Genomic DNA, 22,542 nt, shown 5'->3' with positions numbered 1-22,542 from the left:
GCCCTTTCCCAACAATAAAAAGAAGCGGGGAAGCGTATGACCGATACCAGCGAAACAGGCCCAGTACTGGCCGCCGACGGGACACCCCTGAAGCGCAGCCTTCAGCGGGCTTTGCGGGCACAGAAAATTAGGGCGCTGGCCCTGATCGCACCGTTGCTGCTTTTTGTTTTGCTGACGTTTATCGCGCCCATCGCGGACATGCTGTTTCGTTCGGTCGAAAATGAGATCGTATCTGAAACGCTGCCGCGTACCGTGATTGCACTACAGGATTATTCGGGCGAGGAAACGCCGGGCGAAGATGTCTTTGCCGCGCTGTACACCGACCTTGCAATCGCAACAGAATTCAAAACGCACACGCGCCTTGGTTCGCGTCTGAACTATGAACAAACAGGCATTTCATCGCTGTTCCGCAAGACGGGCCGCCGTGTGAAACGCTTTGCGACTGATGCCTATACGGATCAGTTCGTGGCACTTGATGCTGCGTGGGAAAATCCAGCCACTTGGGTTGCATTGATGGCCGAACAGGATGCGCGCAGCGCATTGCCTGAAACCGCCTCTGCCTATGCTGGTTGGACAAGCATTGTCTTGGACGACAACGACGACCCGGCTACAGAACAGCCTGCCGATTTTGTTTATACGGCACTTTACCGAGAGCTTGCAGCCAACCCCGATGTGGGCGCGGTGCTGGAAAACCCGCTGCTGACAACGGCGGCGGCTGCGGTGCCGGATTTCGAAACCGTGGATATCCGCGCGCAATTCCTTGATGTCGAAGAAGACTGGGCGGATACGGACGTTTGGAAGACGATCAAAGCGTTCTCTCCGAATTACACGCCCGGCTATTTTCTGGCGGCTGTCGATTTGCAGCAGACGGTTGATGGGGTGCAGCAACAACCCGAAGACCAGCGCGTCTATATGATGCTGTTCAAGCGCACGATGTTCATGAGCCTTGCGATCATGGCCAGTTGTGTTTTGCTGGGCTACCCGATCGCATTTCTGCTGGCGAACCTGTCGCTGCGCACATCGAACCTGTTGATGATCCTTGTGCTGCTGCCGTTCTGGACATCACTGTTGGTGCGGACATCGGCGTGGAAAGTGCTTTTGCAACAGCAGGGCGTGATCAACGACATTCTTGTTTGGATCGGCTTGGTGGATGACGCTAATCGCCTGATCATGATGAACAACCAATTTGGCACGATCGTTGCGATGACGCATATTCTTTTGCCGTTCATGATCTTGCCGCTTTATTCCGTGATGAAGACCATCCCGGTGACCTACGTGCGCGCAGCGAAATCGCTGGGCGCGACCAACTGGACAGCCTTTTGGCGGGTCTATTTCCCGCAATCAGTTCCGGGGATCGGGGCGGGGTGCATCCTCGTGTTTATCCTCGCCATCGGATACTACATCACGCCTGAGCTGGTGGGGGGAACGACAGGTACGTTCATCTCTAACCGGATCGCCTATCACATCTCCAGTTCGCTAAACTGGGGGCTGGCAGCGGCGCTTGGCACCATCCTGCTGGCCGTGGTTCTGCTGCTGTACTGGGTCTATGACAAGATTGTCGGCATCGACAACGTGAGCTTGGGATAAGGAAGAACAACATGAAACTGCCCCCTTATGCCACCACCGGCCAACGCATCTGGCACTATAGCTACAAGGTGATCTGCGGCCTGATCTTCTTTTTCCTGATCGCGCCGATTGTTGTGATCATCCCGCTAAGCTTCAACGCCGAGAATTTCTTTACATTCACGCCGGGGATGATCGCGCTAGAGGCTGACGCATACTCTCTGAAACACTACAAAGATTTTTTCACCAATCCCGACTGGCAACAGGCCATGCGCAATTCCATCCGGATTGCACCAGTGGCGACGCTGATCTCGGTCACGTTGGGCACGTTGGCGGCCGTGGGGCTTAGCCAAGATCACGTGCCGTTCCGGCGTTTGATCATGGCCATTCTGATTTCGCCGATGATCGTGCCTTTGATCATCTCGGCCGCCGGTATGTACTTTTTCTATTCCCGTATCGGCCTTCAGGGCACGTATTTCGGGGTGGTTCTGGCGCATGCTGCATTGGGCATTCCCTTTGTCATCATCACCGTGACGGCAACGCTTGTCGGCTTTGACAAATCGCTGACCCGTGCGGCGGCGAATATGGGGGCCGATCCGGTGCACACGTTCTTTAAGGTGCAGATGCCTCTGATCTTGCCCGGTGTCATCTCGGGTGGGCTGTTCGCGTTTATTACTTCGTTTGACGAAGTGGTGGTGGTGTTGTTCGTCGGCTCGGCTGGGCAAAAGACACTGCCGTGGCAGATGTTCACCGGCCTGCGCGAACAGATCAGTCCAACCATCTTGGCCGTGGCCACGATCTTGGTTGTGATCTCTATCGCGCTGCTGACAACGGTTGAAATCCTGCGCCGCCGTTCCGAACGGCTGCGGGGGCTGAGCCCGGGCTGATTAGCCCAACAGCGCCAGCCAAACCCAAATGGTAAGGATCGACGTTAACGTCCCAACAAGAACAGCGGATGCGGCCACACGACGGGCCGCGCCGTACATGTTGGCGAAGATATAGCTGTTGATCCCAGGTGCCATCGCTGCCGTCAAAACTGCTGATCTGAACTGGCCTTGGTCCAATGACAGCGCGCCGCCCATGAACCAGACGATCGTTGGGTGCAGGATCAACGAGACTGCGCAGGCAAAGGCGATCGCCTTCAGGTCACCTTCGGGGCGGTAACGGAACAAGACGCCGCCAAGCCCGAACAACGCGGCGGGCAGGGCTGCGCGGATCATAAGGTCAATCGCGTCAGTCAGAACGCCGGGCAGGGCCAATCCGGTCAGGTTAACGACAAAGCCAAGGCTAATGCCGATAACCAGCGCGTTGGAAAACATCGCCTTCAAGATCGCGCCAGACGTACCGGCCAAGCCGCGGCCTTTTCCACGGTTGCGCACAAATTCCATCACGGTGATGCCAACGCCGTAACAAAACGGCGAATGCATCGCGATGATCGCATAGTTCGGCTTCAACGCATCAGCGCCATAGGCGCGTTCCGTGATCGGCAGGCCCAACAACAGCGAATTGGAAAACAGCCCGACAAACCCGATGGCGACGCAATCTTCCCACGGGCGCTTAAACAGGATGCGCGCCCCAAACAGCCCCACGACAAAGCCGCTTAGCGCGCCGGTGTAAAAGCTGATCAGCAACCGCCAATCGAAGTTCTGCCCCAGATCAAGGGTCGAGATCGCTTTGAACAACAAGCAGGGAATGGCGAAGTTCTGGGTGAACTTCATCAACCCATCCACGCCTTCGTTTGAAAACAACTTCCGCCAGACCGCCGCGTACCCGAACCCGATGACAAGAAAGACGGGCAGGATAACTTCGATCAATGAGGACATGTTGCTAAAGCTCGTAAGTGATGGTCAGCCCGTCATAGGCTGGCGCGATGTGGTTGGGGGTTTCGGCTTCGACCGTGGCGTAATCCAGATCGATATGCATGTTCGTCAGGATCGCACGTTTGGGCCCAACGCGTTCGATCCATTCCAGCGCTTTATCCAAATGCAGGTGCGTTGGATGCGGCGTGCGGCGTAGGGCATCAAGGATCAGCATGTCCAACCCTTCAAGTTTGGCCCAGCTTTCGTCGTACATCTCTGCCACGTCGGGAAGGTAGGCCAAATCGCGCACGCGAAAGCCAAGCGCATCCATCGAACCGTGGTTGACTTTGAAGGGGGTGAAACGGATCGTGCCACCAGCGCCGGTAATCACCACGTCGCCACTGATCGTGTGCATTTCCAAGATCGCCGGATAGGGGGAGCCTTCGGGCTGCATGAATGCATAGCCGAAGCGGGAAAACAGCGCCTCTTGCGTAGGGCCATCGGCCCAGACGGGCAGGCGGGTTTTCATGTTGAAAACGATCTGGCGCAGATCATCCAGCCCATGAACGTGATCGGCGTGCGAATGGGTGTAAATGACGGCGTCCAACTCGCCCACGCCCGCGTTCAAAAGCTGGGTGCGCATGTCGGGCGTGGTGTCGATCAGCACGCGGGTAACACCGTCTTCGTCTTCACGCTCCACCAGCAACGAACAGCGTAGGCGCTGGTTCTTGGGCTCGTCTGGGTCGCAGTCGCCCCACTTGTTGCCCAGACGCGGCACGCCGCCGGACGAACCGCAGCCCAAAATGGTGAAGTGCAGACGCGCCATCAGTTAGCCCCGTCCCAAGCAGCGGCCTTTTTGAACAGCCTGTCAAAATTGGTCTGCGTTTGGGCAGCGAAATCGGAATATTCCATGTCGAACAGCTGTGCGCCCACTTTGGCCGTGTGGCGGGTATAGGCGGGTTCGTTGCGCTTGCCGCGATGTGGAGGCGGTGCCAGATACGGCGCGTCCGTTTCCACAAGGATGCGGCTGACCGGCGCAGCGGCAAAGATATCGCGCAGCTCTGCCGACCTTGGAAAGGCCGAGATGCCGGACATCGACAGGTAAAACCCAAGGTCCAGCGCCGCCTGTGCCAGCTCGGCGCTGGACGAAAAGCAGTGCATCACACAGCTGTAGGCGCCGGCGTCGTATTCATCGGAAAGGATGCGGGCCATGTCATCATCCGCCGCGCGGGCGTGGATGATAAGGGGCAGGCCGGTTTGCCGCGCTGCTTCGATGTGAATGCGCAGGCTTTCCTTTTGTACATCCGCGCTTTCGGCGGTGTAGTGGTAATCAAGCCCGGTTTCGCCGATGCCGACGAATTTGGGGTGCGCGGCCAGCTTTACCAATTCGTCGACGCTTGCCATCGGTTCTTCGGCCGCGCTCATCGGGTGGGTGCCAGCGGCGAAAAACACCGGGTCATAGGTTTGGGCAATCGTCTGAACCTGCGGCAGCAGCCGCAGTTTGGTGCAGATCGTGACCATCCGCGTCACCCCGGCCTCTAGCGCGCGGTCGATGACCTGCGGCAGCTCTTCGGCAAAATCGGGGAAATCCAGATGGCAGTGGCTATCGGTAATCTCTGGGGTGCTTGTCATGCGCTCGCCTGCCGGGCGGCCAGGGGCGCCGCCGTCTCGTCAATCCTAAGAACCATATCAAGGATCAGGGATGCCGGGTCAAGGTTGACCGCTTTACCATGGCGCGCACGGGCCCCCAATTTTTCGCCCGTTTCGGCCCATGCGCGTGCCGCATAGGCATCTGGGCAAAGACGAGCCATCAGGGCAGCTTCGCCCGGTGCGGCTTCGTGGGCGGGTGGCCCAAGGACGCCAGCGCGGGCCAGCCGGGACAGGAACAGATCGAACAGACGCAGCAACAGATCGAACCGCGGTTCATTTGCCTTGCCCACCGCGCTTTCGGCCAGCTTCAACGCGCGCGGGCGATCCAATCGGGGAAGCGAGGAAAACAGCGCGACAATCTCGGAATAAAGCGTCAAGCCGCCAAGGTTGGTCAGGCGGATCGCCTCGCCCACGGAGCCACCGGACAGTTCGGCCAAGGCGGCGGCATCGGTGACGTCGGCCCCTGCGGCCTGCATGGCGTCGGCCATTTGATCCGGGCTTAGCGTGCCAAGACGAAGTTCGCGACACCGCGACCGGATCGTCGGCAGCAACCGCGATGGCTGATGCGAGATCAACAAAAGAGTGGCGTTTTCTGGCGGCTCTTCCAACAGCTTCAAAAGGGCGTTGGCGGCGTTGACGTTCATTTCATCCGCCGCATCCACAATCACCACACGCCGTCCGCCATCGGTGGCAGAGAGCGAAAAGAAGCCCTTAAGCTTGCGCACCTCATCCACGGTGATGACCGTTTTCAGCCGGGCGGGTTTTTTGCTGTCATCCCACGCACGGCGCAACAGAAACAGGCCGGGTTCAGACAGGGCCGCCATGCGATGGGCGACGGGGTGATCTTCGCCAATATCCAAACTGTCGGGCGGGGGCGGGGCACCGAATAGCCCGCCATCGTCTTTCGCAGGCTGGGCCAAAAGGAAACGTGCGATGCGCCATGCAAGCGTGGCCTTGCCCACGCCGCGTGGCCCGGTGATCAGCCAGCCATGGTGCATACGCCCGGTGTTGAACGCATCCAGAAACGCGGCTTGGGCGTTGTCATGGCCAAGCAGGGCAAGGGTTTCACGTGGGTGTGGGGCGCCCTCGACGCGGTCGGCTTCGGGGATGTCGTCGCTCATGGCAACCGCTCATCGGCAAGTTGGGCCACATCTGCAGCGACGTCTTCGATGGCGCGATTTCCGTCCACTACGACGCAGCGGTCGCTGAATTCTTGCGCCAGTTCCAGAAAACCGCCGCGCATTTTGCGTTGCAGGGATTCACCGAAATCTTCGAACCGTTCTTCCGTCCCGTTGCGCCCTTTTGCACGGGCAAGGCCGATGCCCGGGTCCATGTCGATGATGAAGGTCAGGTCAGGTTCGCGCCCGATCATAAGGTCGTGCAATTGGTCGACCACGCCGCGCAGATCACCGCGCGTGATCCCCTGATAAAGCCGCGTGGAATCCGCGAAACGATCACAGATCACGATCTGGCCAGCGTCGACTGCTGGCTGGATCGTCTTTTCAAGGTGATCGCGCCGGGCCGCAGTGAACAACAAGATTTCGGTTTCGGCTGACCATTTGTCGGGGTCGCCTTCCAAAACCAAACGCCTGATTTCCTCGGCCCCGGGGGAGCCTCCGGGTTCGCGTGTCAGGATAACCTCGCGGCCAGATGCGCGCAGGTGATCGGCAAGCAGCCGCACTTGTGTGGACTTGCCCGAACCGTCGATGCCTTCGAATGTGATAAATACGCCTTGCGCGGTCATTCCTAGAGGCCTTGCGCCTCTGCCGCCAGTTTGCGGAACAGAACCTGCGCCGCGGTGCGAATGCGTGGCAGGAAACCGCCCCGCGCGACCGATCTTTCAGCCACCAGCGGAATACGTACCTCTTCCATGTCAGGCATATTCACGACCAGTTCAGCGATTTTCTGACCCTGTTCAATTGGGGCTTCGATGGGTGTTTCAAACGCGACCTGCGCGTCAAACGACCCTTGCAACACTGCGGGCACCAAAAGGTTGATGTCATCTGCTGCAACTAGGCCAACGCTTTGCTCGGCACCCATCCAAACATCGGCATCGGCAAGGCGTGTGTCTTTGGTCACGACTGTTTTTTCAACAAACTGGCGAAAGGCCCAGTTCAGCAGGCGTTCTGCCTCTTGTGCGCGTTCGGCTTCGCTGGTCAGACCCGAAATCACCAGTATGACCCGGCGCGAGCCTTGGGTGGCCGAACCGACAAGCCCGTAACCGGCCTCTTGGGTGTGGCCGGTTTTCATACCGTCCGCGCCGATGCCAAGCTTCAGCAATGGGTTGCGGTTGAACCGGTTCTGCGGGGCGCGCCCGTCATAGTCGAACTCTGGCTCGCCGAAGAACCCATAGTATTCGGGGAATTCTGTGATCAGGCGATTGGCCAGAATGGCAAGGTCTTTCATGCTCATCCGTTGGCCGGGGTTGGGCCAGCCGCTGGCATTGGCGAAGGTAGAGTTATCCATACCCAGCGCCTTGGCGCGTTCGTTCATAAGTCGGGCGAACCCGTCTTCGGTGCCCGCCAAACCTTCGGCGACAACAACGCAGGCGTCATTGCCTGATTGCACGATAATCCCGCGGATCAAATCCTGAACTGTTGGACGATCCTGTTCGTTCAAGAACATCGTCGAACCGCCCATGCTTTTGGCGTTGGATGATACGGAAAAGGTGGTCCCCATTGTGACGCGGCCATCGCGCAGCGCCTCGAACAGCATGTTCAGCGTCATCAGCTTGGACATGGACGCCGGAGGAAGCGGCGTTTCAGCGTTCTTGCTTAGCAGCACGGTGCCTGTCGTTTGGTCCAGAACATAAGCGGCTGTCGCACGTGTTTCAAAAGTCGCGCGGGCCGGAGAGGCCAGCAACAGCGCAGTCAGCAAAGCGAGTATAAGCGGTTGTATCAGTCGCATGTGTCCGTCTTCTTTGATCAAGCTGGCGTTAGTTTGCCACGAAATACGCGTCAGAATAGCCCAGCCCCTTCACTTTCTTGAGAATGGCATCGCGTTCGGCAGTTGTGCTGGCCGGGCCACCCAAGACGCTCCAATTGGTTTTTGAACCGCTTGTCCGCTTCTTGGTAATCGCCGTTATGCCGGCTTTTTTAAGCTTATCAACGGTGCGTTTTGCATTTGCCTCGCCGCTGAAGGTCGCGATCTGTACATAGGGTTTGCTAAGCGGCGAAGACTTGGCAGCCGCTGGCGTTATGTCGCCCGCCTTTTTCGCTGCCGTGCTTTCGGCTTTGTCGATAGCGGCAGCAGCTGCGGCAAGGGGTTCCAGTGGTTCGGCTTCGATTGTTTCAGGCGCCTTCAGTGCGGCTGTCTTTTTCGGGGCAGGCGGGTCGACGGGAACCTCTGCTTTGCGCAGCGCGGTGACTTTCATCATCGTCGGCTGTCCGGCAACCAGGCCGATTGCCGAAGCGGCATCAGCCGACACCATCAGTTTCGGGCCGGGGTTTTCACGCTCGCGGTCAAACAGCGCGCCGATTACGAACTGGCCGTTGCTTTCGTTGCGGATGATCACCCGTTCCGGGTCTTTCACGCCGGGGTATGCAACCCAAACACCACCAAGGGAGGGGCGTCCATCCCACAGCCCGTTTTCGTTGGCTTGAAATACTTCGGGTGCTTCGACATCTTGTTCGACTGTGCGTGTTTCGCTGCTTAGGCGTGGTTCGGCACCGTCTGCACCGTTTTGAGGGGCCAGAAACGAACCTTCTTCACAACCTGCCAGCGCCAGCGCCGCGCAAACCGCAACCGTAATGCGACCGATTCCGTAAGCTGCCATTGTATGCCCCCTTCGCTGCACAGACTTTCCGCTGCGCTTGCTATCTGCCCAAAGGGCTACCATTTGCCCGAATACGCTAAAAACCTTTAGTGCGCGCCGGCATGATAGCGACACGATACCCCCATGAAAAGGCCGTGCCACATAGCGGCGGCAAAAATTGGCTTGCATCGGGGTCTTTTAGAATCGTTCACAGCGCGCTAATCCCTTGCGCTGTCGGAGGAGTGGCAGAGTGGTCGAATGCACCGGTCTTGAAAACCGACGTAGGTGAAAGTCTACCGTGGGTTCGAATCCCACCTCCTCCGCCACAATCATTTAGTGGCCATGCTGGGCGACCTAGCCCCTCGAAATGCGGGCAGTTGTGATACCCGTTTCCCGAAAATTAGATGGCGACCGGCAAGCGGCTTAGATTTGGGCCGCTTCGTTAAGGCACCTATGCGTCTTGTCGAACAGGCTCTTGAAGAAGCTGGCATAATCATCGCCTTGATGTTCGGTCGGTACTTCCAAGGCGATAGGGGCGGTGGATGGAAGTGCGTTGATGAACTTTGCAAGGTCGATGTCGCCGTCGCCCGGTGCCAAGCGCGCGGTGCGGGCTGTGTGTAACAGCGCGTCCGTCGTATAGGGCGGGTTGACGGGGGCGTCGCATAGGTGGGCGAATGGTAACCGTTCTGCCGGGATAGCGGTTAGGTCGTTAAGGGTGGAGCCGGACCGATCAAAATGCAGGCTGTCGGCCAGAACGCCGACCCTGTCTCCCGCGGCTTGGACCACGTTCCAGCACGTTTTAAGGTCTGGCACCGATGTCCAAGGAAAGAACTCCAGAACCGGGGAAAGCCCGCAAGGCGCGGCTTCTTCAGCCAATTGCCCAAGGGTGTCGGACAGCCGCGTTAGGTCTGGGTCATACGGTGCGGTGATGACATGCCGCGCGCCCAGTTCGGCACCGACCTCAAACACCGCCTTCAGTTCAGCGACGTTGGTTTCCGGGGTGATCCGCACGAATTCAATATCGGACACCGCGATGCCCGTCGCGCTAAGCGCGGCCTTGGTCGCACGAAGGGCTGCGGGATCGTTCATCAACGGATAGCCCGGTGAATCTGGCGTCACTTGCAGTAGGCGCAGGCCGACGGCATCAAAACCGGCTGCTGCGGCTGTTTCGATCAGCGCGGGTGGGGCAAGGTCGATTGCGGTCAGGTGGGCGATGGAAAGGCGTCGGTTCATTGATTTGCTCCGGCTGCGTGGCGGCCTGCGATGAAGCCGAAGGTCAGGGCAGGGCCCAAGTTAATTCCGCCAGCGGGGTAAAACCCGCCGAAGACGCTGGCGCTGTCGGTACCAACGGCATAGAGGCCTTGGATCGGCGCGCCGCCTTTGGTCAGAACCTGTGCATGCGCATTTGTAGCAAGCCCTGCAAAAGTTCCGAAGCTTCCTGGAATAACTTCCACCGCATGAAACGGCGGTTTTAAGATCGGGGCGACGCAGGGGTTTGGGCTGTGCGCCGGATCACCTTGCAACTGCATGTAAGGGGTCGTGCCGCGCCCGAATTCGGGGTCGTTGCCTTTGGACGCGGCTTCGTTCCAGCAGGTGATGGTTGCCGTCAAACCATCCGGGTCAATGCCGCAGCTTTTCGCCAGATCGGCAATGGTGCGCCCGGTCTTCAGATACCCGCGGCGCTTCCAGTGTTGCCATGGGACAGGTTGCGGACGCACGACGCCCAAACCATAGCGGCGCAGGAAGCGATGGTCGCAGACCAGCCACGACCGTGCCGGGCTGTCAGCAGGTATGTTTTCAAGCATCGCTTCGACGTAATCGTGATAGCCGAGCCCTTCGTTGCAAAAGCGTTTGCCGTTGGAAAGCACGCCGATAACGCCCGGTTTACCGCGTTCTATGATGTGCGGGAAAAGGCCTGTTTGACCATCGGACCACGGGACGGACGAAACCGGGCAAAATGCTGCGGGCCCTTTGGTTTGCGAAGCGATATGCGCACCGGCGGTTTCACCAAGGCGCAGTCCGTCACCGGTTGCCGAAGGGACCGCCAGCGAGCGGTGTTCGGCATCGCGCGGGAATGTGTCTTTGCGCCGCTCTGTTTCGTGCGGGTAACCGCCGCAGGCCAGCACCACGCCGCGTTTTGCGTGCAGTTCTGTGCCGTCGCTGAAGGAAACGCCAAAGGCCGCGCCGTTTTCCTTAAGCACCGACTGAACCGTGACCGAGGTGCGGACATCCACGCCAAGATCAAGCGCAGAGCGTAAAAGCCGGGCGATCAACGCGCTGCCGTTTCGCAAATCCATACCACGGCGATGCAGGGCCAAATCGCGCATGTGTCGCAAGACGCGTTTGGTTACATAAGCAAAGGCGCGCACAGAGCGTGTGACGGACATGAAAGACCGCAGGTCAGGGCCAGCCTGAATTGTCATGCCGAAAAAGGTCGTCTCGCGCAGGGGGTTGCGCAGTAACTTTATCGCGGTGCCCAGTTCGCGCCCGTCATAGGGCTGCGCAATGACGGATCGGCCGCCCGTGCCCGCGCCGGGCAGTGTTCCGTAGGTGTCGGGGATCGCCAAGCCGCCGTCGAATGTCAGGGCGGTGTTGGTTTCAAAGAAACCGACCATCTGCGGGGCGGCGTCAAGAAACGCCTTAATGCGCGGCGCATCAAAATGGGGGCCAAGCAGGCTTTTCAGATAGTGTTCAGGGGCTGATACGTCTTCGACGATCCCGGCGCGTTGAGCCACAGGGTTGCAGGGGGCCCAGATCCAGCCGCCTGACCACGCGCTTGTGCCGCCGACGACCTCTGACTTTTCCAGAACGACGACGGACAGCCCGTGCCACGCCGCAGTCACCGCCGCCGCAAGCCCAGAAGCGCCTGAACCGATCACAATTAGATCGTACTGTTCGGCCATCATCTTTCCCCCGCCTGCGCCGTAATCGCCCAGATGGTTTGGGATTTGCGTATTAACGTCAATTACCCATTTGGCAATTTCCGTAACCTTATGTTAAGTCCCGCGCGGGGGTAATTCATGCACGAAATCACACTACGTCAGGTCGAGATGATCCGCGCCGTTATGCTGCGCGGAACAATCAATGGAGCGGCAGAACATTTGGGTGTGTCGCCGCCCGGTGTAAGTCGGCTTATCAAACACACCGAAGAATCGCTGGGCATCCGTTTGTTCGAACGCCGCGCTGGGCTGTTTGTTCCGGCGGTTGATGCTGGCCCGGTTTTTGATCAGATCCGCGCAGTCTATAAGGGGGTCGAAAACCTTCAAAGCGCGCTGGGCTCGTTGAAGAAGGGCGAAGACGTGCGCCTTTCCTTTGCGTCGGCGCCATCCGTGGCACAGTTCATTGCCGCCCGCGCGATCCGCACCATCCGCCGACGTTACCCGGACCTGTTTGTCGATCTTAACATTCTTAAGATCGAAGAAACGCCAGACTACCTTTTGCTGGAGCGGGGGGAGTTCGTGATCATGAGCTCTCCGGTTCACAACCCTGGGATCGAAAGCACCGAAATCGCCACCGGGAAGATCGTGGCGATTCTGCCAGAAGGGCACAAGCTGGCCCAAAAAGATGTGGTGACCATCGCGGACCTTGCAAATGAGCCGCTGATTGGCGTGGACCCATCGGACCCCTATGGGGAAATTATGGCGCAGCCTTTCCGTGATGCAGGGATAGAGCCCAAGCATTCGATGCGGGGCCGATTTGCGCAAACGGTGGTCAGCCTTGTGCGTCACGGTTTGGGCGTCGCGCTGATTGACGAGTTTTCTGTGGCTGAGGTGTATATGCCCGGTCTGGTGCGTCGACCGGTTGCCGAAACCAAGCCGATATCGATCTATGTTGTTGCAAAGAAAGGGCGCGCAATGTCGAACTTTTCGGAATTCGCGATACGGCAATTCCGCAAAGAGCTGGCAGAAGCAAATGATCTTTGGAGTGTTGACACTGAGGATTAACACGATGTTAATCGAAGCGCTTAAATGGCATTTGACGTTACGGTGCGAGTAGGGTGATAGTCGTTACCGATGAACGAAACCGGGTGTTTCGTTTGCAGGTTATTCACGGGAGGAGACCCTATGAAACGTATCATCCTCGGCGCAGCTTCTGCGCTGGCTCTTAGCTTGGCAACTGCACACGCACAGGATTACCCAAGCAAAGAAATCCAAGGCATCATCCAGTGGGGCGCTGGTGGTTCTACTGATACAGTGATGCGTGCTGTCACGCCACACGCCGAAGAAGTTCTGGGCGGAACCGTTGTCATGCAAAACATGACTGGTGCTGTTGGCGCCATCGCGCTGAACCACGTTACCAACGCTGACGCAGACGGTTACACGCTGCTGATGGGTGCGGAAAACCCGATGCTTTATAAGATCATGGGTTTGGGCGACAAAGACTATTCCGAATTCACACCGATCAGCATTCTGGCACGCGGCACCCCACTGTTGGTGGCCAACGTTGACGCGCCTTTCAACGACTATGCAGAGATGATCGCATACGTCAAAGCCAACCCCGGCGAAGTACGCTTTGGTGCGACCGGTCCTGGTGGTCTGCCATCCGTGGTTACCGCTATGATCAACACTGTTGAGGGCGAACTGGACGTGATCGCCGTGCCTTACGATGGTGACGGTCCTGCGCTGACCGCGCTGCAAGGTGGCGCAATCGACGTAATGCCAGCAGTACTTGGCGCTGCGATCGAAGGTGTTCGCGCTGGTAACATGAAGCCACTGGCTGTGTTCGACGTTGCTGAGAATGACAAACTGCCAGGTGTTCCTGCGGTATCGTCCTTCAACGCTGGTTACGAAACATATCTTCCTTGGGGTCCGTTCTTTGGTGTGTTCGCACCCAAAGGTACGCCTGACGATGTTGTGGCAAAACTGTCCGACGCCTATGCTCAAGGTGCTGCGAACGCTGACTTCGTAGAGCTGATGGACAACCGCGGCTTCACCTTGATGGGTATTTCCGGCGCAGAAGCCGAAGAATTCCTGTCCAAGTGGCAGCAGGGTACAGCTTGGCTTTTGCAGGACGCTGGTCTGACCAAATCGTCCCCAGAAGAGTTCGGTATCGCACGTCCGGGCGAATAATCCGGACCGCGGCGCTTAGCGTCGAATAAACAAGAGCGGCGCCGCCTTCAAACCCGAAGCGCGGCGCTTTTCGTAGGGAGCAGGCCACTGGTCTGGGGAGGACACTATGACAATACCAGAACCCGAACACCACGACGGGACATCCGACGCAACACCCGGTGGCTATGACCACAATCGCCGTCCCGGGGAACTGGGTTTTGCCTTTTTCATGCTTGTCGCCAGCCTTGGACTTCTTTGGAACGCCTATGGGATTTCCGGCTTTGAGGCGCTGTCTTCGCCGGGCGCGATCCCGATGGCCACCACGTTGGTGATGTCTGTCAGTGCTTTGATCGTTGTGGCACGCACGGCGCGCCAGCCACTTGTCGCTGGTGAAACGATTGCCAAAGACATCCTGCCCGTCGTTGTTATTATTTTTGTATGTTTTCTGTTGGCTTACGCGTTTTTGTTAAAGCCTTTGGGGTTCTTGCCCACATCCGCGCTTTTTCTGATCGTCGCGATCAAGATGCTGTCCAAGCGTAGCTGGTCTTTCACGCTGACTGTTGCCCTTGGCAGCCTGTTGGTGATCTGGCTGATCTTCCGGATTGTGTTCACGGTTTTGATGCCAGCGGGCATCGTGCCAGAGGCCGAATTCATCCAGTTCTTCCGCAACATGTTTAATGGGGGCAACTGATGGAAACCCTTCTTGCTTTCCTAACCGTCTTTTCGCACCCACAGCTGCTTTTGCTGGTTGGTCTTGGTACGTTTGCTGGTGTTTACGTGGGGGCCATTCCGGGCCTGTCCGTGACGATGGCCGTTTCAATTCTGATTTCGTTCACCTTCTCATGGGATGTGTACCCGGCCATTTCGTTGATGATCGGCATCTATATGGGTGGCGTCTATGGTGGTTCGCGCACGGCGATCTTGTTGAACATCCCCGGCGCACCGTCGGCGATTGCGACGGCGATGGACGGATACCCAATGGCCAAACGTGGCGAGGCGGGCACGGCAATCGGCGTGACCACGGTCATGTCTTTTATCGGCGGGTTTATCGGCATCGGCGTGCTTGCTCTGGCCGCGCCGTTTGTTTCGGACTTCGCGCTTAAGTTCCAACCGCGCGACTATATGCTGCTGGCTGTGTTGGGCATTTTGCTTGTCGGGTCGCTTTCGACTGGTAGCCTTGTCAAAGGCATCTTTGCCGGCGCTTTGGGCATTGCTATCGGCGCGGTCGGGCGTGACGCACTGACCTTCACAGAACGCTTCACCTTTGATCTGCAAATCATGGAGGGCGGTATTTCCTTTATCGCCGTTATGATCGGTATGTTCGGTGTGTCCGAGGCTCTGATGCAGCTTCATCACGTTGATAAAACAGCCGTGCGCCAAAAGATCAGCCGCATCATTCCATCTATGTCGACGGTGCGTAAGCACCTGCCGCTGTCGATGCAGACATCGACAATCGGTGTGATCATCGGCGCGCTTCCCGGCACGGGGGGCGATATCGCGGCCCTGATGGCCTATGACCACGCCAAGCGTGTGACCAAGAACCCCGACCGCCCCTTCGGCGAAGGGGCCATGGAGGGGCTTGTCGCCCCGGAAACCGCGAATAACTCTGCCGTTGGTGGTGCGTTTATTCCGATGATGACGCTTGGCATCCCGGGTGACGCGGTGACCGCGATTATGATTGGCGCGCTGTTCATTCACGGTCTGAACCCTGGCCCGATGCTGATGGTGGATAACCCGGATATGTTCTGGTTCATCGTTGGCGCGCTTGTGACGGCGAACTGCTTTATGCTGTTCTTCGGCCTGACCGGGATCAAGCTTTTCACCAAAATCGTCGAGATGCCGCGTTCGGTCCTGATTCCGATGATCATGCTGCTTTCGATTGTTGGTGCCTATGCGGTCAACAATTCGATCAGCGACGTTTACTGGATGCTTGGGTTTGGCGTTTTCGGTTATTTCATGCGCCATTACGGATATCCCTTGGGGCCTGTGATCCTTGGTGTCATCCTGTCCCGACTGTTGGACGATAACTGGAGACGTGCAATCATCTCGGAACGCGAAGATATGGGCCGTTTCTTTGAAGGCCTGTTTTCAAGCCCGCTTTCGACGGTTCTTTTGATTGCGGTCGTGTTGATCTTTGTGTCGCAAACGCCGCTCTGGACCCGTGCTAAATCAATCCTACTTCGGAGAAGCCCACGATGACCGCCACGACAAAACTGCGTTTGGGCCTTATCGGCGATAACATCGCCCGGTCACGGTCGCCATTGCTGCACCGGCTTGCAGGCGACCAGAACGGCGTCGCAGTGACCTATGACCCGTTGGTTCCCAAAGTGTTGGGCGAAACGTTTGAACAGGTTTTCGCGCGCTGTCAAAATGGCGGATATCGCGGGATTAACGTGACTTATCCCTATAAGGAACATGTCGTTCCCTCGCTTCGGATTGACGATCCTTTGGTCCGGGCCATCGGCGCGGCCAACACCGTGGTTTTCGAAGAAGACGGGCCAGTTGGTTACAACACCGACTATTCTGGCTTTGTGGCGGCGTACAAAAGTGTGCGCCAAGACGCCGACACCGGCCCCGTTCTGATGATTGGGACAGGTGGTGTTGGGCGCGCGGTTGCGTTTGGCCTTGTCGCGCTTGGCACCAAAGATTTGCGGCTGGTCGATCGCGACATGGCCAAGGCCGAAGTGCTGGCCGAGGCGTTGCGCCTAGCGGCGCCAGATATGCAAGTCACCACATATGACGACCCAACCCGCGCCGCAGAAGGCGCGGCAGGGCTGATCAACTGCACACCGGTTGGCATGGTCGGGTATGAGGGAACTCCTTTGCCACGGGCTGCCATGGCGGGGGCCGAATGGGCCTTTGATGCCGTCTATACGCCTGTCGAAACGCAATTCTTGCAGGATGCGTTTTCCGAAGATCTTTCCATCATCTCGGGGTGGAACCTATTCTTCTTCCAAGGCGTTCATGCGTGGCACTTTTTCACGGGGCTTCCGCTGAACGAGGCGCAGCTGCGCGATGACCTTCTTCAGAGCAAGGAAACATCATGAAAACCTCCATTGCCACAGTATCCGTCCCCGGAAACCTGCGCGAAAAGCTAGAGGCAATTGCCGCGGCGGGCTTTAGTGGCGTGGAGATATTTGAACAAGATTTCATCGCGGACGAAGGAAGCCCGCGCGAAGTCGGCCGGATGATCCGTGACCACGGGCTTGAGATTACGCTGTTTCAGCCGTTCCGCGATTTCGAAGGCCTGCCCGGCGCGTTCCGTGCCAAGGCGTTTGACCGGGCGCAGCGCAAATTCGACCTGATGCAGGAACTTGGAACCGATCTGGTATTGTTTTGTTCCTCGGTTCATCCCGAAAGTCTGGGCGGTATCGACCGCGCCGCCGCCGATTTTGCCGAACTGGGTGAAATCGCGGCCGCACGCGGTATCCGTGTTGGGTATGAAGCGTTGGCCTGGGGGCGTCATGTCAACGATCACCGCGATGCGTGGGAGGTCGTGCGCCGTGCCGATCACCCAAATATCGGGCTGATTGTGGACAGCTTCCACACCTTGGCGCGCGACATCGACCCCGACACCATCCGCCGGATTCCCGGTGATCGAATTTTCTTTGTTCAGCTTGCTGACGCACCCAAGATCGAGATGGACCTTCTGTACTGGTCGCGGCATTTCCGGAACATGCCGGGCGAGGGTGATCTTGACGTTACCGGGTTCACACGTGCGGTAATGGCGGCGGGCTACAACGGGCCAATCAGCCTTGAGATTTTTAACGACCAGTTCCGCGGCGGCAGCCCCAAAGGGGTGGCACGTGACGGGTATCGGTCATTGATCAGCCTGATGGACGATGTGCGCCGCGCCGAACCTGACTGCGTCGTTGATATGCCACCGTTCCCTCCACGGGGCGATGTGCAGGGCGTGGAATTCATCGAATTCGCTTCGCGTGGGGAAGAGGCGCGGACGCTAGAGACCCTTTTGCAAGGGTTGGGATTTGCCCGTGTTGGGCGGCATGTTTCCAAGGTGCTGACGCTTTGGCAACAGGGTGACATTCGCATCCTTATCAACGAAGAGCAGGGCGATCTGGCGGCTTCTACCTTTGCTGCACGTGGGACCAGCATCTATGACATCGGGCTGTCGGTTACGTCTGCATCGGACACGACGGCGCGGGCCAAGGCGCTTGGTGGGGAACCGTTCAGTCAGGCGCTAAGCCCGGGGCAAATTGAGATTCCGGCGATCCGTGGCCTTGGTGGCAGCGTTTTGCATTTCCTTGACGATACACAGGCCCTGTCCGAGGTTTGGTCGGCTGAATTCGAACCCGTAGAGACCAGCGGTCCCACAACGGGTCTGACCCGGATCGACCACATCGCGCAGACCATGACCTATGACGAAATGCTTAGCTGGTCGCTGTTCTACACATCGTTGTTCGACATGGAAAAGGCAGGGATGTTCGATGTGACCGACCCTGACGGTCTGGTCAGAAGTCAGGCTCTTCAGGCGGGCGATGGGGCGTTCCGGATCACGCTGAACGGGGCCGAAAGCCACCGCACCTTCGCGGGCAGCTTTCTTGCCGAAACGTTTGGGGCGCCGGTTCAGCATGTTGCATTCGCCACGGATGATATCTTTGCTACGGCCGATGCGCTGGCCGCGCTTGGCTTTGCTTCGCTTCCTATGCCGGCAAACTATCATGCTGATCTGGAATCCCGGTTCGATCTTCCAGAAGAACAGCTGGCTGCGATGCGCCATCACAACATCCTTTATGACCGGGATGAGAACGGCGAGTTTTTCCAGCTGTATTCGCGGCCTTTTGCGGGCGGGATGTTCTTCGAAATACTGGAGCGGCGCGACGGATATAGCGGGTATGGTGCGCCCAACGCACCCTTCCGCATTGCGGCCCAAAAACGCCTTCTGCGCGGTAAGGGCGTTCCGCGCAGATAACGGTACCAAGGGGCGCTGTCCCTTAACCGTATTCTGAAGCGCTTTGAGGGGTGGATTGCGGACAAGAGAGTGAAAACCGTCGGCACCTAAGTGCTGACGGTGACACTTTCGGTCAGCTGGGCGCCGAGGAATTTGAATTTTATAAGAATTGCGGATGTTCCGGTGTTTCGCGCCGCATCCGGCGATTTGGCCACAGCCACGTCGCGATTTATGCTGTTGAAATATAACTACTAAATTCCGTTTAACGGGCCTTCCCCACGCCGCGCTTAAACATTTGGATATCGCTGGCGCCGTTCTTCTATGAATTGATTTTTCGCCAGTGACTCCCGTCACGGATGCAGAGAGTCTACGTCTTTAATCCCAAGGAGATTTTTAAAAAATTATTCTTCGGGGAAAAATTATGTCCAATAGTTTCAACATTGGCACTGTCGTCTCTTCGCGTGCAAAATTCCAAGATCAGTGGTCCGACAATTATCCGTTGCTGATGCGCCGCGCACGAAGGTTGACGCGGGACGGGGGGCAAGACCCCGAGGATTTGTCATCGCAGGCGACGTTGAAGGTTTTGAAATATCTCAGCCTTGAACGAGAGATCGAAAATTTCGTCGGCCTGATGCTCGTTTCATTACTGCAAGTTTATCAAGACAGTAATCGGCGGGTTGGAAACCGGGTTATGGATAGGTCCGAAGAACTGCAGGAATATGGGGCACATGCGAAATGGTGCAGCGTGTGTCCCGATACAGAGCGCACCTATATTGCGAAACGAACTCTTAACGATATTTTTGACCACCTCGCGACGATGCCTCCAAACATTCAGGAGCTGTTTCATCTGCGATTTATCCACGACCTCTCGTACAGCGAAATTGGGCAGAAGCTGGATATTTCTCCGGCTTGTGCGCGCCAGAAGGTGAAGACGCTGCGTGGAAAGCTTCGGGTCTGGATCGACGATTAATTTGAGCTTCATTCATCACAATCGGCCAAGCACTGCGTCATTTACAGTGATGAACAATCAAGGGGCGATCAGATGGCGGGCAATTCGGATGTCAATCCGCAGGTCACAGATGAGGTCACCCAGACCAACGTCACGGTCATCGGAGAGTCGCCTGCTCAGGCTATGGGCACGCTCTATCAGATCGCGGCACAGGCGGCGGGCATTGCAATCAGTAATGCGAACGCGAACCAAGGCAATCTGAATGCCCTGAACCCCACGATTGTCGCGCAAGCCATCAAGATCATTTCGAAGTGATCCCCAAGGCGCGGAAGAACCGAATTTGCGACAGGTAGGAGGCAATGATGACAGCACCAACCAATGGCCCAGACGCGCAGACGGACACCGAAAAGTCGGTCAAGTTTATCAACGCCGAGGTGCTTGACCCCGGAACGCAGCAGACGGTGTCTTTCGTCAAGCCGTTCTATGAACAGACGCTGGTCATGGCACTGGAAGATGCGCGCAGCTTCGTGCAAGGCGCAGAACAGATCTTGTTGGTGGCATTGGCCAAGGCGCTGGAAAAAGCCATTTCAGGCGGCGCCAGCCTGCCGGAAACGCCCGCCCCGTTGGGCAGTCCAACACATGGCCCGTCGGTCGATGACACCTTGGCACAACAGCCCCCTTCGGACGTGGGTTTGAAGGCTGTGGAAAGCGCGATGACCAGCCTTGCGAACTTTCATTCGACCATTGCTGAAACCGCACACAAATTTAACGGAGATATCTAATGTCGAAACACAATAGAGATGCTGCCGCGTATTCCAATCAGTTCAAACCGGCCGTGCACCTGGGCAGTCCCGGACTGAACCAATGGTCCGATTTTTTCTATACCCAACAGCTGCAAGAAAGGTTCGTGTCGGATAATTCGCGCGCAAGCGATGAGCACTATCTGCGCTTGGGGCGCGGTCAGTCAGATGACCCCAGCTTGGGCACAATTGTTCAGCTGCAGACGCCCATTTCGGGGTTCACCCCTAACTTTCGCGAAGTCGAAGTCGTTGGCAAGAAGGGGTTCAAGGCGCTGTGTGCCGAAGGGGGCGCAAACCAACTGGGCGTGTTTGTTTATCTTGTTCAAACGGTCGACGCAGGCGGTGGAAAAAGCGAAACCTACGTCAATTCGCGTTACATGCCCTATGCGATGCTGACGGATTTAATCACGGCGACAAGCGCCACGGGGTTGCTGCAAATCCGCATTCCCGACACGGATGTCGTAAAGCTTAATGTCACCCTCAGGGCCTCGCCGACCGGGGAGCCGGAATTTCGAACCCACAAGACCGAAGTCAAATTTGAAAACCTTCCGGTCGCCACTCAGCAGCAAATCGAAGCTCAGCTGAACTTTCAGTCGGCAAGCATTTCCGCGTTCACGGCGTATCAGGTGCTGTCGACATTGGGCCTGTGGAGCGCGAACGTCGCCGATTTGGGTGCCGACGTGCCCGACTGGGCACCGACGGCGAAAAAGGTGGTCGTTGCGACGCTGGTCACCATCGGAAGCGTTGTTTTGGTCTTTGGCGAAGCATCTGAGGATCACGCGACGATCGTCGTTGGCGGCGGCTTGGTCGCTGCAGGTTTGGTGACGAATTACTGGGTGAATGTCTGGGTGCCGGATTTCCAGCCGGACCCCGCAGACAACGTATAGCGCAACCGCGTCAGGATGATGCCATGTCAAAACTGTCGGAAAGCAATGAAATCCTAGCGACCTTGGAAAGCCAGCGGCGCAAAACGATTGAAGTTATCAGCGCGATCAAAGGCTACGCCGAAGGGCTGATAGAAGACTCCGACCAAATCACCGCGAAGCTTTCAGAAGAAACGCTTGCTGCTGAGGAAGCCGCGATTGCCGTTGCAGAAGAAATTGAGGTCGAAGCGATGGAGGAAGAGGTGGCAGCCGCAATCGATGCGTTCGACCAAGACTGGTTGATCGACCAAGTTTCAAAGCGATGCGTCAAAGAGGTCATGGCGACCATCAATCCCGTTTTGGTCGCCTTGCAGCAATTCATCGAAGCCAATTCGATCGACACACAGCAAACGGCCGAAATCGATGACGAAGCTTTCGCGGAAAAATTGATCGAGGAAATGAAGGTATCTCTTGGTCGCCGGCAAAAAATCGCACTGGCCCGCAAGCGGCTTACATCCCCATAACCAAGGAGAAACAGACGTGTCCAACACAGATAAAACCGCCACGGATCAAGCATCGGATGCAATGGAAAGCCCCACGATGACTTCGGATCTTGTTGTGTCGACCTCACCCAGCTTTGCGATTGCAAGCTTGATGATTTCTTCGGCTCAGTCGCAATCGCGCGCGTTAGAGGCGGGGGTCGCACAGCTTAGCCAGACTTATATGGCCGGGCTGGCGACAGCCACCCAGTGTGTGACGCGCATCTTGGGGCAGCCCAGTGATCAGCTTCGTCAGATCGATGCGCTGATTGCAGCCAACAACCTCAGCTAGAATTGGCTGGAGCGGCCGACAGTCGCGTCAGTTGATAGACGCTGCCCATAAGGCAGCAACCACAACCCAACCAAGGAGAGAGTTATGACAGTTAACGCAGGTATTCTTGAGGCCGTCACCTCGACAAACGTGAAGGTCGTCGCCGAAGCTCCGGCCATGGCGATGGGAACGCTTTATCAAACGCTGGCACATTCGACCGGTATTCTGCTGGAAAATTCGGTCACCGGATCCCGTAACGCCGATATGGTCGGGCTTGCCGCAGCGAACCAAGGGATTATGCAAATCTATTCCGTCGACACGATCACTGACGCGGTGTCCGTGGCGCAGATTATCGCAGCAAACGCCGGTTAAGCAGACGATGATCAAGATGAAGGCG

The 22,542-nt window shown here is 57.4% G+C and carries 23 protein-coding genes, 1 tRNA gene and 1 pseudogene; 16 read left to right on the top strand and 9 right to left on the bottom strand.

Annotated elements, in window-relative coordinates; all coding sequences use genetic code 11:
• Window positions 1-36 precede the first annotated feature (36 nt).
• Window positions 37-1,587, top strand: coding sequence for an ABC transporter permease (locus COL8621_RS11010; protein ID WP_093967415.1), 1,551 nt, complete (start codon window positions 37-39; stop codon window positions 1,585-1,587).
• 11 nt (window positions 1,588-1,598) lie between these two features.
• A pseudogene (locus COL8621_RS11005) lies at window positions 1,599-2,450 on the top strand (ABC transporter permease); the annotation flags it as partial.
• Here COL8621_RS11005 and COL8621_RS11000 read toward each other — a convergent pair.
• From COL8621_RS11000 to COL8621_RS10970, 7 genes are read right to left on the bottom strand one after another with little or no spacing between them, the layout of a single operon-like run.
• Complete coding sequence (locus COL8621_RS11000; protein ID WP_093967413.1) at window positions 2,451-3,386, bottom strand: AEC family transporter; 936 nt, start codon at window positions 3,384-3,386, stop codon at window positions 2,451-2,453. It abuts the pseudogene before it with no gap.
• Window positions 3,387-3,390: 4 nt separating this feature from the next.
• Entirely contained in the window at window positions 3,391-4,188 is a 798-nt protein-coding gene (locus COL8621_RS10995; protein ID WP_093967412.1) for an MBL fold metallo-hydrolase, read from the bottom strand.
• On the bottom strand, window positions 4,188-4,994 hold the full coding sequence (locus COL8621_RS10990) for a TatD family hydrolase (protein ID WP_093967411.1): 807 nt from the start codon (window positions 4,992-4,994) through the stop codon (window positions 4,188-4,190). The genes COL8621_RS10995 and COL8621_RS10990 overlap by 1 nt, the downstream gene beginning before the upstream one ends.
• Window positions 4,991-6,133 carry a DNA polymerase III subunit delta' gene (locus COL8621_RS10985; RefSeq protein WP_093967410.1) on the bottom strand — a complete coding sequence of 381 codons (1,143 nt, stop codon included), beginning with the start codon at window positions 6,131-6,133 and terminating at the stop codon, window positions 4,991-4,993. The genes COL8621_RS10990 and COL8621_RS10985 overlap by 4 nt, the downstream gene beginning before the upstream one ends.
• Window positions 6,130-6,756: a dTMP kinase gene (gene tmk / locus COL8621_RS10980; protein WP_093967409.1), complete on the bottom strand. Its 627-nt coding sequence runs from the start codon at window positions 6,754-6,756 to the stop codon at window positions 6,130-6,132. Before tmk ends, COL8621_RS10985 begins: the two co-directional genes overlap by 4 nt.
• Window positions 6,757-6,758: 2 nt before the next feature.
• Window positions 6,759-7,919: a D-alanyl-D-alanine carboxypeptidase family protein gene (locus COL8621_RS10975; protein ID WP_093968526.1), complete on the bottom strand. Its 1,161-nt coding sequence runs from the start codon at window positions 7,917-7,919 to the stop codon at window positions 6,759-6,761.
• Window positions 7,920-7,947: 28 nt separating this feature from the next.
• The gene (locus COL8621_RS10970; protein ID WP_093967408.1) at window positions 7,948-8,787 is read right to left on the bottom strand and encodes an SPOR domain-containing protein; all 840 of its coding nucleotides are present in this window, start codon (window positions 8,785-8,787) and stop codon (window positions 7,948-7,950) included.
• A gap of 215 nt (window positions 8,788-9,002) precedes the next feature.
• Here COL8621_RS10970 and COL8621_RS10965 point away from each other — a divergent pair.
• A tRNA-Ser gene (locus tag COL8621_RS10965) sits at window positions 9,003-9,092 on the top strand.
• Between the two features lie 97 nt (window positions 9,093-9,189).
• Here the strand turns inward: COL8621_RS10965 and COL8621_RS10960 are convergent.
• Window positions 9,190-9,999, bottom strand: a complete 810-nt coding sequence (locus tag COL8621_RS10960; protein WP_093967407.1) for a sugar phosphate isomerase/epimerase family protein — start codon at window positions 9,997-9,999, stop codon at window positions 9,190-9,192.
• Window positions 9,996-11,672 (bottom strand): FAD-dependent oxidoreductase, encoded by a 1,677-nt coding sequence (locus tag COL8621_RS10955; protein ID WP_093967406.1) that lies wholly within the window; start codon window positions 11,670-11,672, stop codon window positions 9,996-9,998. The genes COL8621_RS10960 and COL8621_RS10955 overlap by 4 nt, the downstream gene beginning before the upstream one ends.
• Before the next feature lie 114 nt (window positions 11,673-11,786).
• On the opposite strand from COL8621_RS10955, the gene COL8621_RS10950 reads away from it, so the two are divergent.
• From COL8621_RS10950 to COL8621_RS10890, 13 genes are all read left to right on the top strand, one after another.
• Entirely contained in the window at window positions 11,787-12,710 is a 924-nt protein-coding gene (locus COL8621_RS10950) for a LysR family transcriptional regulator (protein WP_093967405.1), read from the top strand.
• 120 nt (window positions 12,711-12,830) lie between these two features.
• Window positions 12,831-13,835: a tripartite tricarboxylate transporter substrate binding protein gene (locus COL8621_RS10945; protein WP_093967404.1), complete on the top strand. Its 1,005-nt coding sequence runs from the start codon at window positions 12,831-12,833 to the stop codon at window positions 13,833-13,835.
• Between the two features lie 106 nt (window positions 13,836-13,941).
• A complete protein-coding gene (locus COL8621_RS10940) occupies window positions 13,942-14,505 on the top strand; it encodes a tripartite tricarboxylate transporter TctB family protein (RefSeq protein ID WP_093967403.1) in 564 nt (187 codons plus the stop codon).
• The gene (locus tag COL8621_RS10935; protein ID WP_093967402.1) at window positions 14,505-16,013 is read left to right on the top strand and encodes a tripartite tricarboxylate transporter permease; all 1,509 of its coding nucleotides are present in this window, start codon (window positions 14,505-14,507) and stop codon (window positions 16,011-16,013) included. Before COL8621_RS10940 ends, COL8621_RS10935 begins: the two co-directional genes overlap by 1 nt.
• Window positions 16,010-16,861 (top strand): shikimate dehydrogenase family protein, encoded by an 852-nt coding sequence (locus COL8621_RS10930; protein ID WP_093967401.1) that lies wholly within the window; start codon window positions 16,010-16,012, stop codon window positions 16,859-16,861. The genes COL8621_RS10935 and COL8621_RS10930 overlap by 4 nt, the downstream gene beginning before the upstream one ends.
• Entirely contained in the window at window positions 16,858-18,744 is a 1,887-nt protein-coding gene (locus tag COL8621_RS10925; protein ID WP_093967400.1) for a bifunctional sugar phosphate isomerase/epimerase/4-hydroxyphenylpyruvate dioxygenase family protein, read from the top strand. The genes COL8621_RS10930 and COL8621_RS10925 overlap by 4 nt, the downstream gene beginning before the upstream one ends.
• Before the next feature lie 400 nt (window positions 18,745-19,144).
• Entirely contained in the window at window positions 19,145-19,693 is a 549-nt protein-coding gene (locus tag COL8621_RS10920; protein WP_093967399.1) for an RNA polymerase sigma factor, read from the top strand.
• A 72-nt stretch (window positions 19,694-19,765) separates the two neighbouring features.
• A complete protein-coding gene (locus tag COL8621_RS10915) occupies window positions 19,766-19,987 on the top strand; it encodes a RebB family R body protein (RefSeq protein WP_093967398.1) in 222 nt (73 codons plus the stop codon).
• A 47-nt stretch (window positions 19,988-20,034) separates the two neighbouring features.
• Entirely contained in the window at window positions 20,035-20,454 is a 420-nt protein-coding gene (locus tag COL8621_RS10910) for a hypothetical protein (protein WP_141137880.1), read from the top strand.
• Window positions 20,455-20,579: 125 nt separating this feature from the next.
• Window positions 20,580-21,359, top strand: coding sequence for a hypothetical protein (locus tag COL8621_RS10905; protein WP_141137879.1), 780 nt, complete (start codon window positions 20,580-20,582; stop codon window positions 21,357-21,359).
• 23 nt (window positions 21,360-21,382) lie between these two features.
• A complete protein-coding gene (locus COL8621_RS10900) occupies window positions 21,383-21,859 on the top strand; it encodes a hypothetical protein (protein WP_093967395.1) in 477 nt (158 codons plus the stop codon).
• Window positions 21,860-21,875: 16 nt separating this feature from the next.
• On the top strand, window positions 21,876-22,166 hold the full coding sequence (locus COL8621_RS10895) for a RebB family R body protein (RefSeq protein WP_093967394.1): 291 nt from the start codon (window positions 21,876-21,878) through the stop codon (window positions 22,164-22,166).
• 84 nt (window positions 22,167-22,250) lie between these two features.
• Entirely contained in the window at window positions 22,251-22,517 is a 267-nt protein-coding gene (locus COL8621_RS10890) for a RebB family R body protein (RefSeq protein WP_093967393.1), read from the top strand.
• The last annotated feature ends 25 nt before the right edge of the window (window positions 22,518-22,542 follow it).

Source organism: Actibacterium lipolyticum (genome assembly GCF_900184935.1).
Taxonomy (GTDB): Bacteria; Pseudomonadota; Alphaproteobacteria; order Rhodobacterales; family Rhodobacteraceae; genus Actibacterium_A; species Actibacterium_A lipolyticum.
The sequence above is the reverse complement of the archived record's forward strand: the minus strand, read 5'-3'. Positions and strand labels throughout refer to the sequence as shown.

Excerpts from the sequence above, each read along its gene's own strand:
- COL8621_RS11010 (WP_093967415.1), top strand. The coding sequence starts at position 37 with ATGACCGATACCAGCGAAACAGGCCCAGTACTGGCCGCCGACGGGACA.
- COL8621_RS10985 (WP_093967410.1), bottom strand. The coding sequence starts at position 6,133 with ATGAGCGACGACATCCCCGAAGCCGACCGCGTCGAGGGCGCCCCACAC.
- COL8621_RS10915 (WP_093967398.1), top strand. The coding sequence starts at position 19,766 with ATGGCGGGCAATTCGGATGTCAATCCGCAGGTCACAGATGAGGTCACC.
- COL8621_RS10955 (WP_093967406.1), bottom strand. The coding sequence starts at position 11,672 with ATGATGGCCGAACAGTACGATCTAATTGTGATCGGTTCAGGCGCTTCT.
- COL8621_RS10930 (WP_093967401.1), top strand. The coding sequence starts at position 16,010 with ATGACCGCCACGACAAAACTGCGTTTGGGCCTTATCGGCGATAACATC.
- COL8621_RS10960 (WP_093967407.1), bottom strand. The coding sequence starts at position 9,999 with ATGAACCGACGCCTTTCCATCGCCCACCTGACCGCAATCGACCTTGCC.
- COL8621_RS10920 (WP_093967399.1), top strand. The coding sequence starts at position 19,145 with ATGTCCAATAGTTTCAACATTGGCACTGTCGTCTCTTCGCGTGCAAAA.
- COL8621_RS10900 (WP_093967395.1), top strand. The coding sequence starts at position 21,383 with ATGTCAAAACTGTCGGAAAGCAATGAAATCCTAGCGACCTTGGAAAGC.
- COL8621_RS10975 (WP_093968526.1), bottom strand. The coding sequence starts at position 7,919 with ATGCGACTGATACAACCGCTTATACTCGCTTTGCTGACTGCGCTGTTG.
- COL8621_RS10950 (WP_093967405.1), top strand. The coding sequence starts at position 11,787 with ATGCACGAAATCACACTACGTCAGGTCGAGATGATCCGCGCCGTTATG.
- COL8621_RS10970 (WP_093967408.1), bottom strand. The coding sequence starts at position 8,787 with ATGGCAGCTTACGGAATCGGTCGCATTACGGTTGCGGTTTGCGCGGCG.
- COL8621_RS11000 (WP_093967413.1), bottom strand. The coding sequence starts at position 3,386 with ATGTCCTCATTGATCGAAGTTATCCTGCCCGTCTTTCTTGTCATCGGG.
- COL8621_RS10935 (WP_093967402.1), top strand. The coding sequence starts at position 14,505 with ATGGAAACCCTTCTTGCTTTCCTAACCGTCTTTTCGCACCCACAGCTG.
- COL8621_RS10940 (WP_093967403.1), top strand. The coding sequence starts at position 13,942 with ATGACAATACCAGAACCCGAACACCACGACGGGACATCCGACGCAACA.
- tmk (WP_093967409.1), bottom strand. The coding sequence starts at position 6,756 with ATGACCGCGCAAGGCGTATTTATCACATTCGAAGGCATCGACGGTTCG.
- COL8621_RS10945 (WP_093967404.1), top strand. The coding sequence starts at position 12,831 with ATGAAACGTATCATCCTCGGCGCAGCTTCTGCGCTGGCTCTTAGCTTG.
- COL8621_RS10990 (WP_093967411.1), bottom strand. The coding sequence starts at position 4,994 with ATGACAAGCACCCCAGAGATTACCGATAGCCACTGCCATCTGGATTTC.
- COL8621_RS10910 (WP_141137880.1), top strand. The coding sequence starts at position 20,035 with ATGACAGCACCAACCAATGGCCCAGACGCGCAGACGGACACCGAAAAG.
- COL8621_RS10890 (WP_093967393.1), top strand. The coding sequence starts at position 22,251 with ATGACAGTTAACGCAGGTATTCTTGAGGCCGTCACCTCGACAAACGTG.
- COL8621_RS10995 (WP_093967412.1), bottom strand. The coding sequence starts at position 4,188 with ATGGCGCGTCTGCACTTCACCATTTTGGGCTGCGGTTCGTCCGGCGGC.
- COL8621_RS10925 (WP_093967400.1), top strand. The coding sequence starts at position 16,858 with ATGAAAACCTCCATTGCCACAGTATCCGTCCCCGGAAACCTGCGCGAA.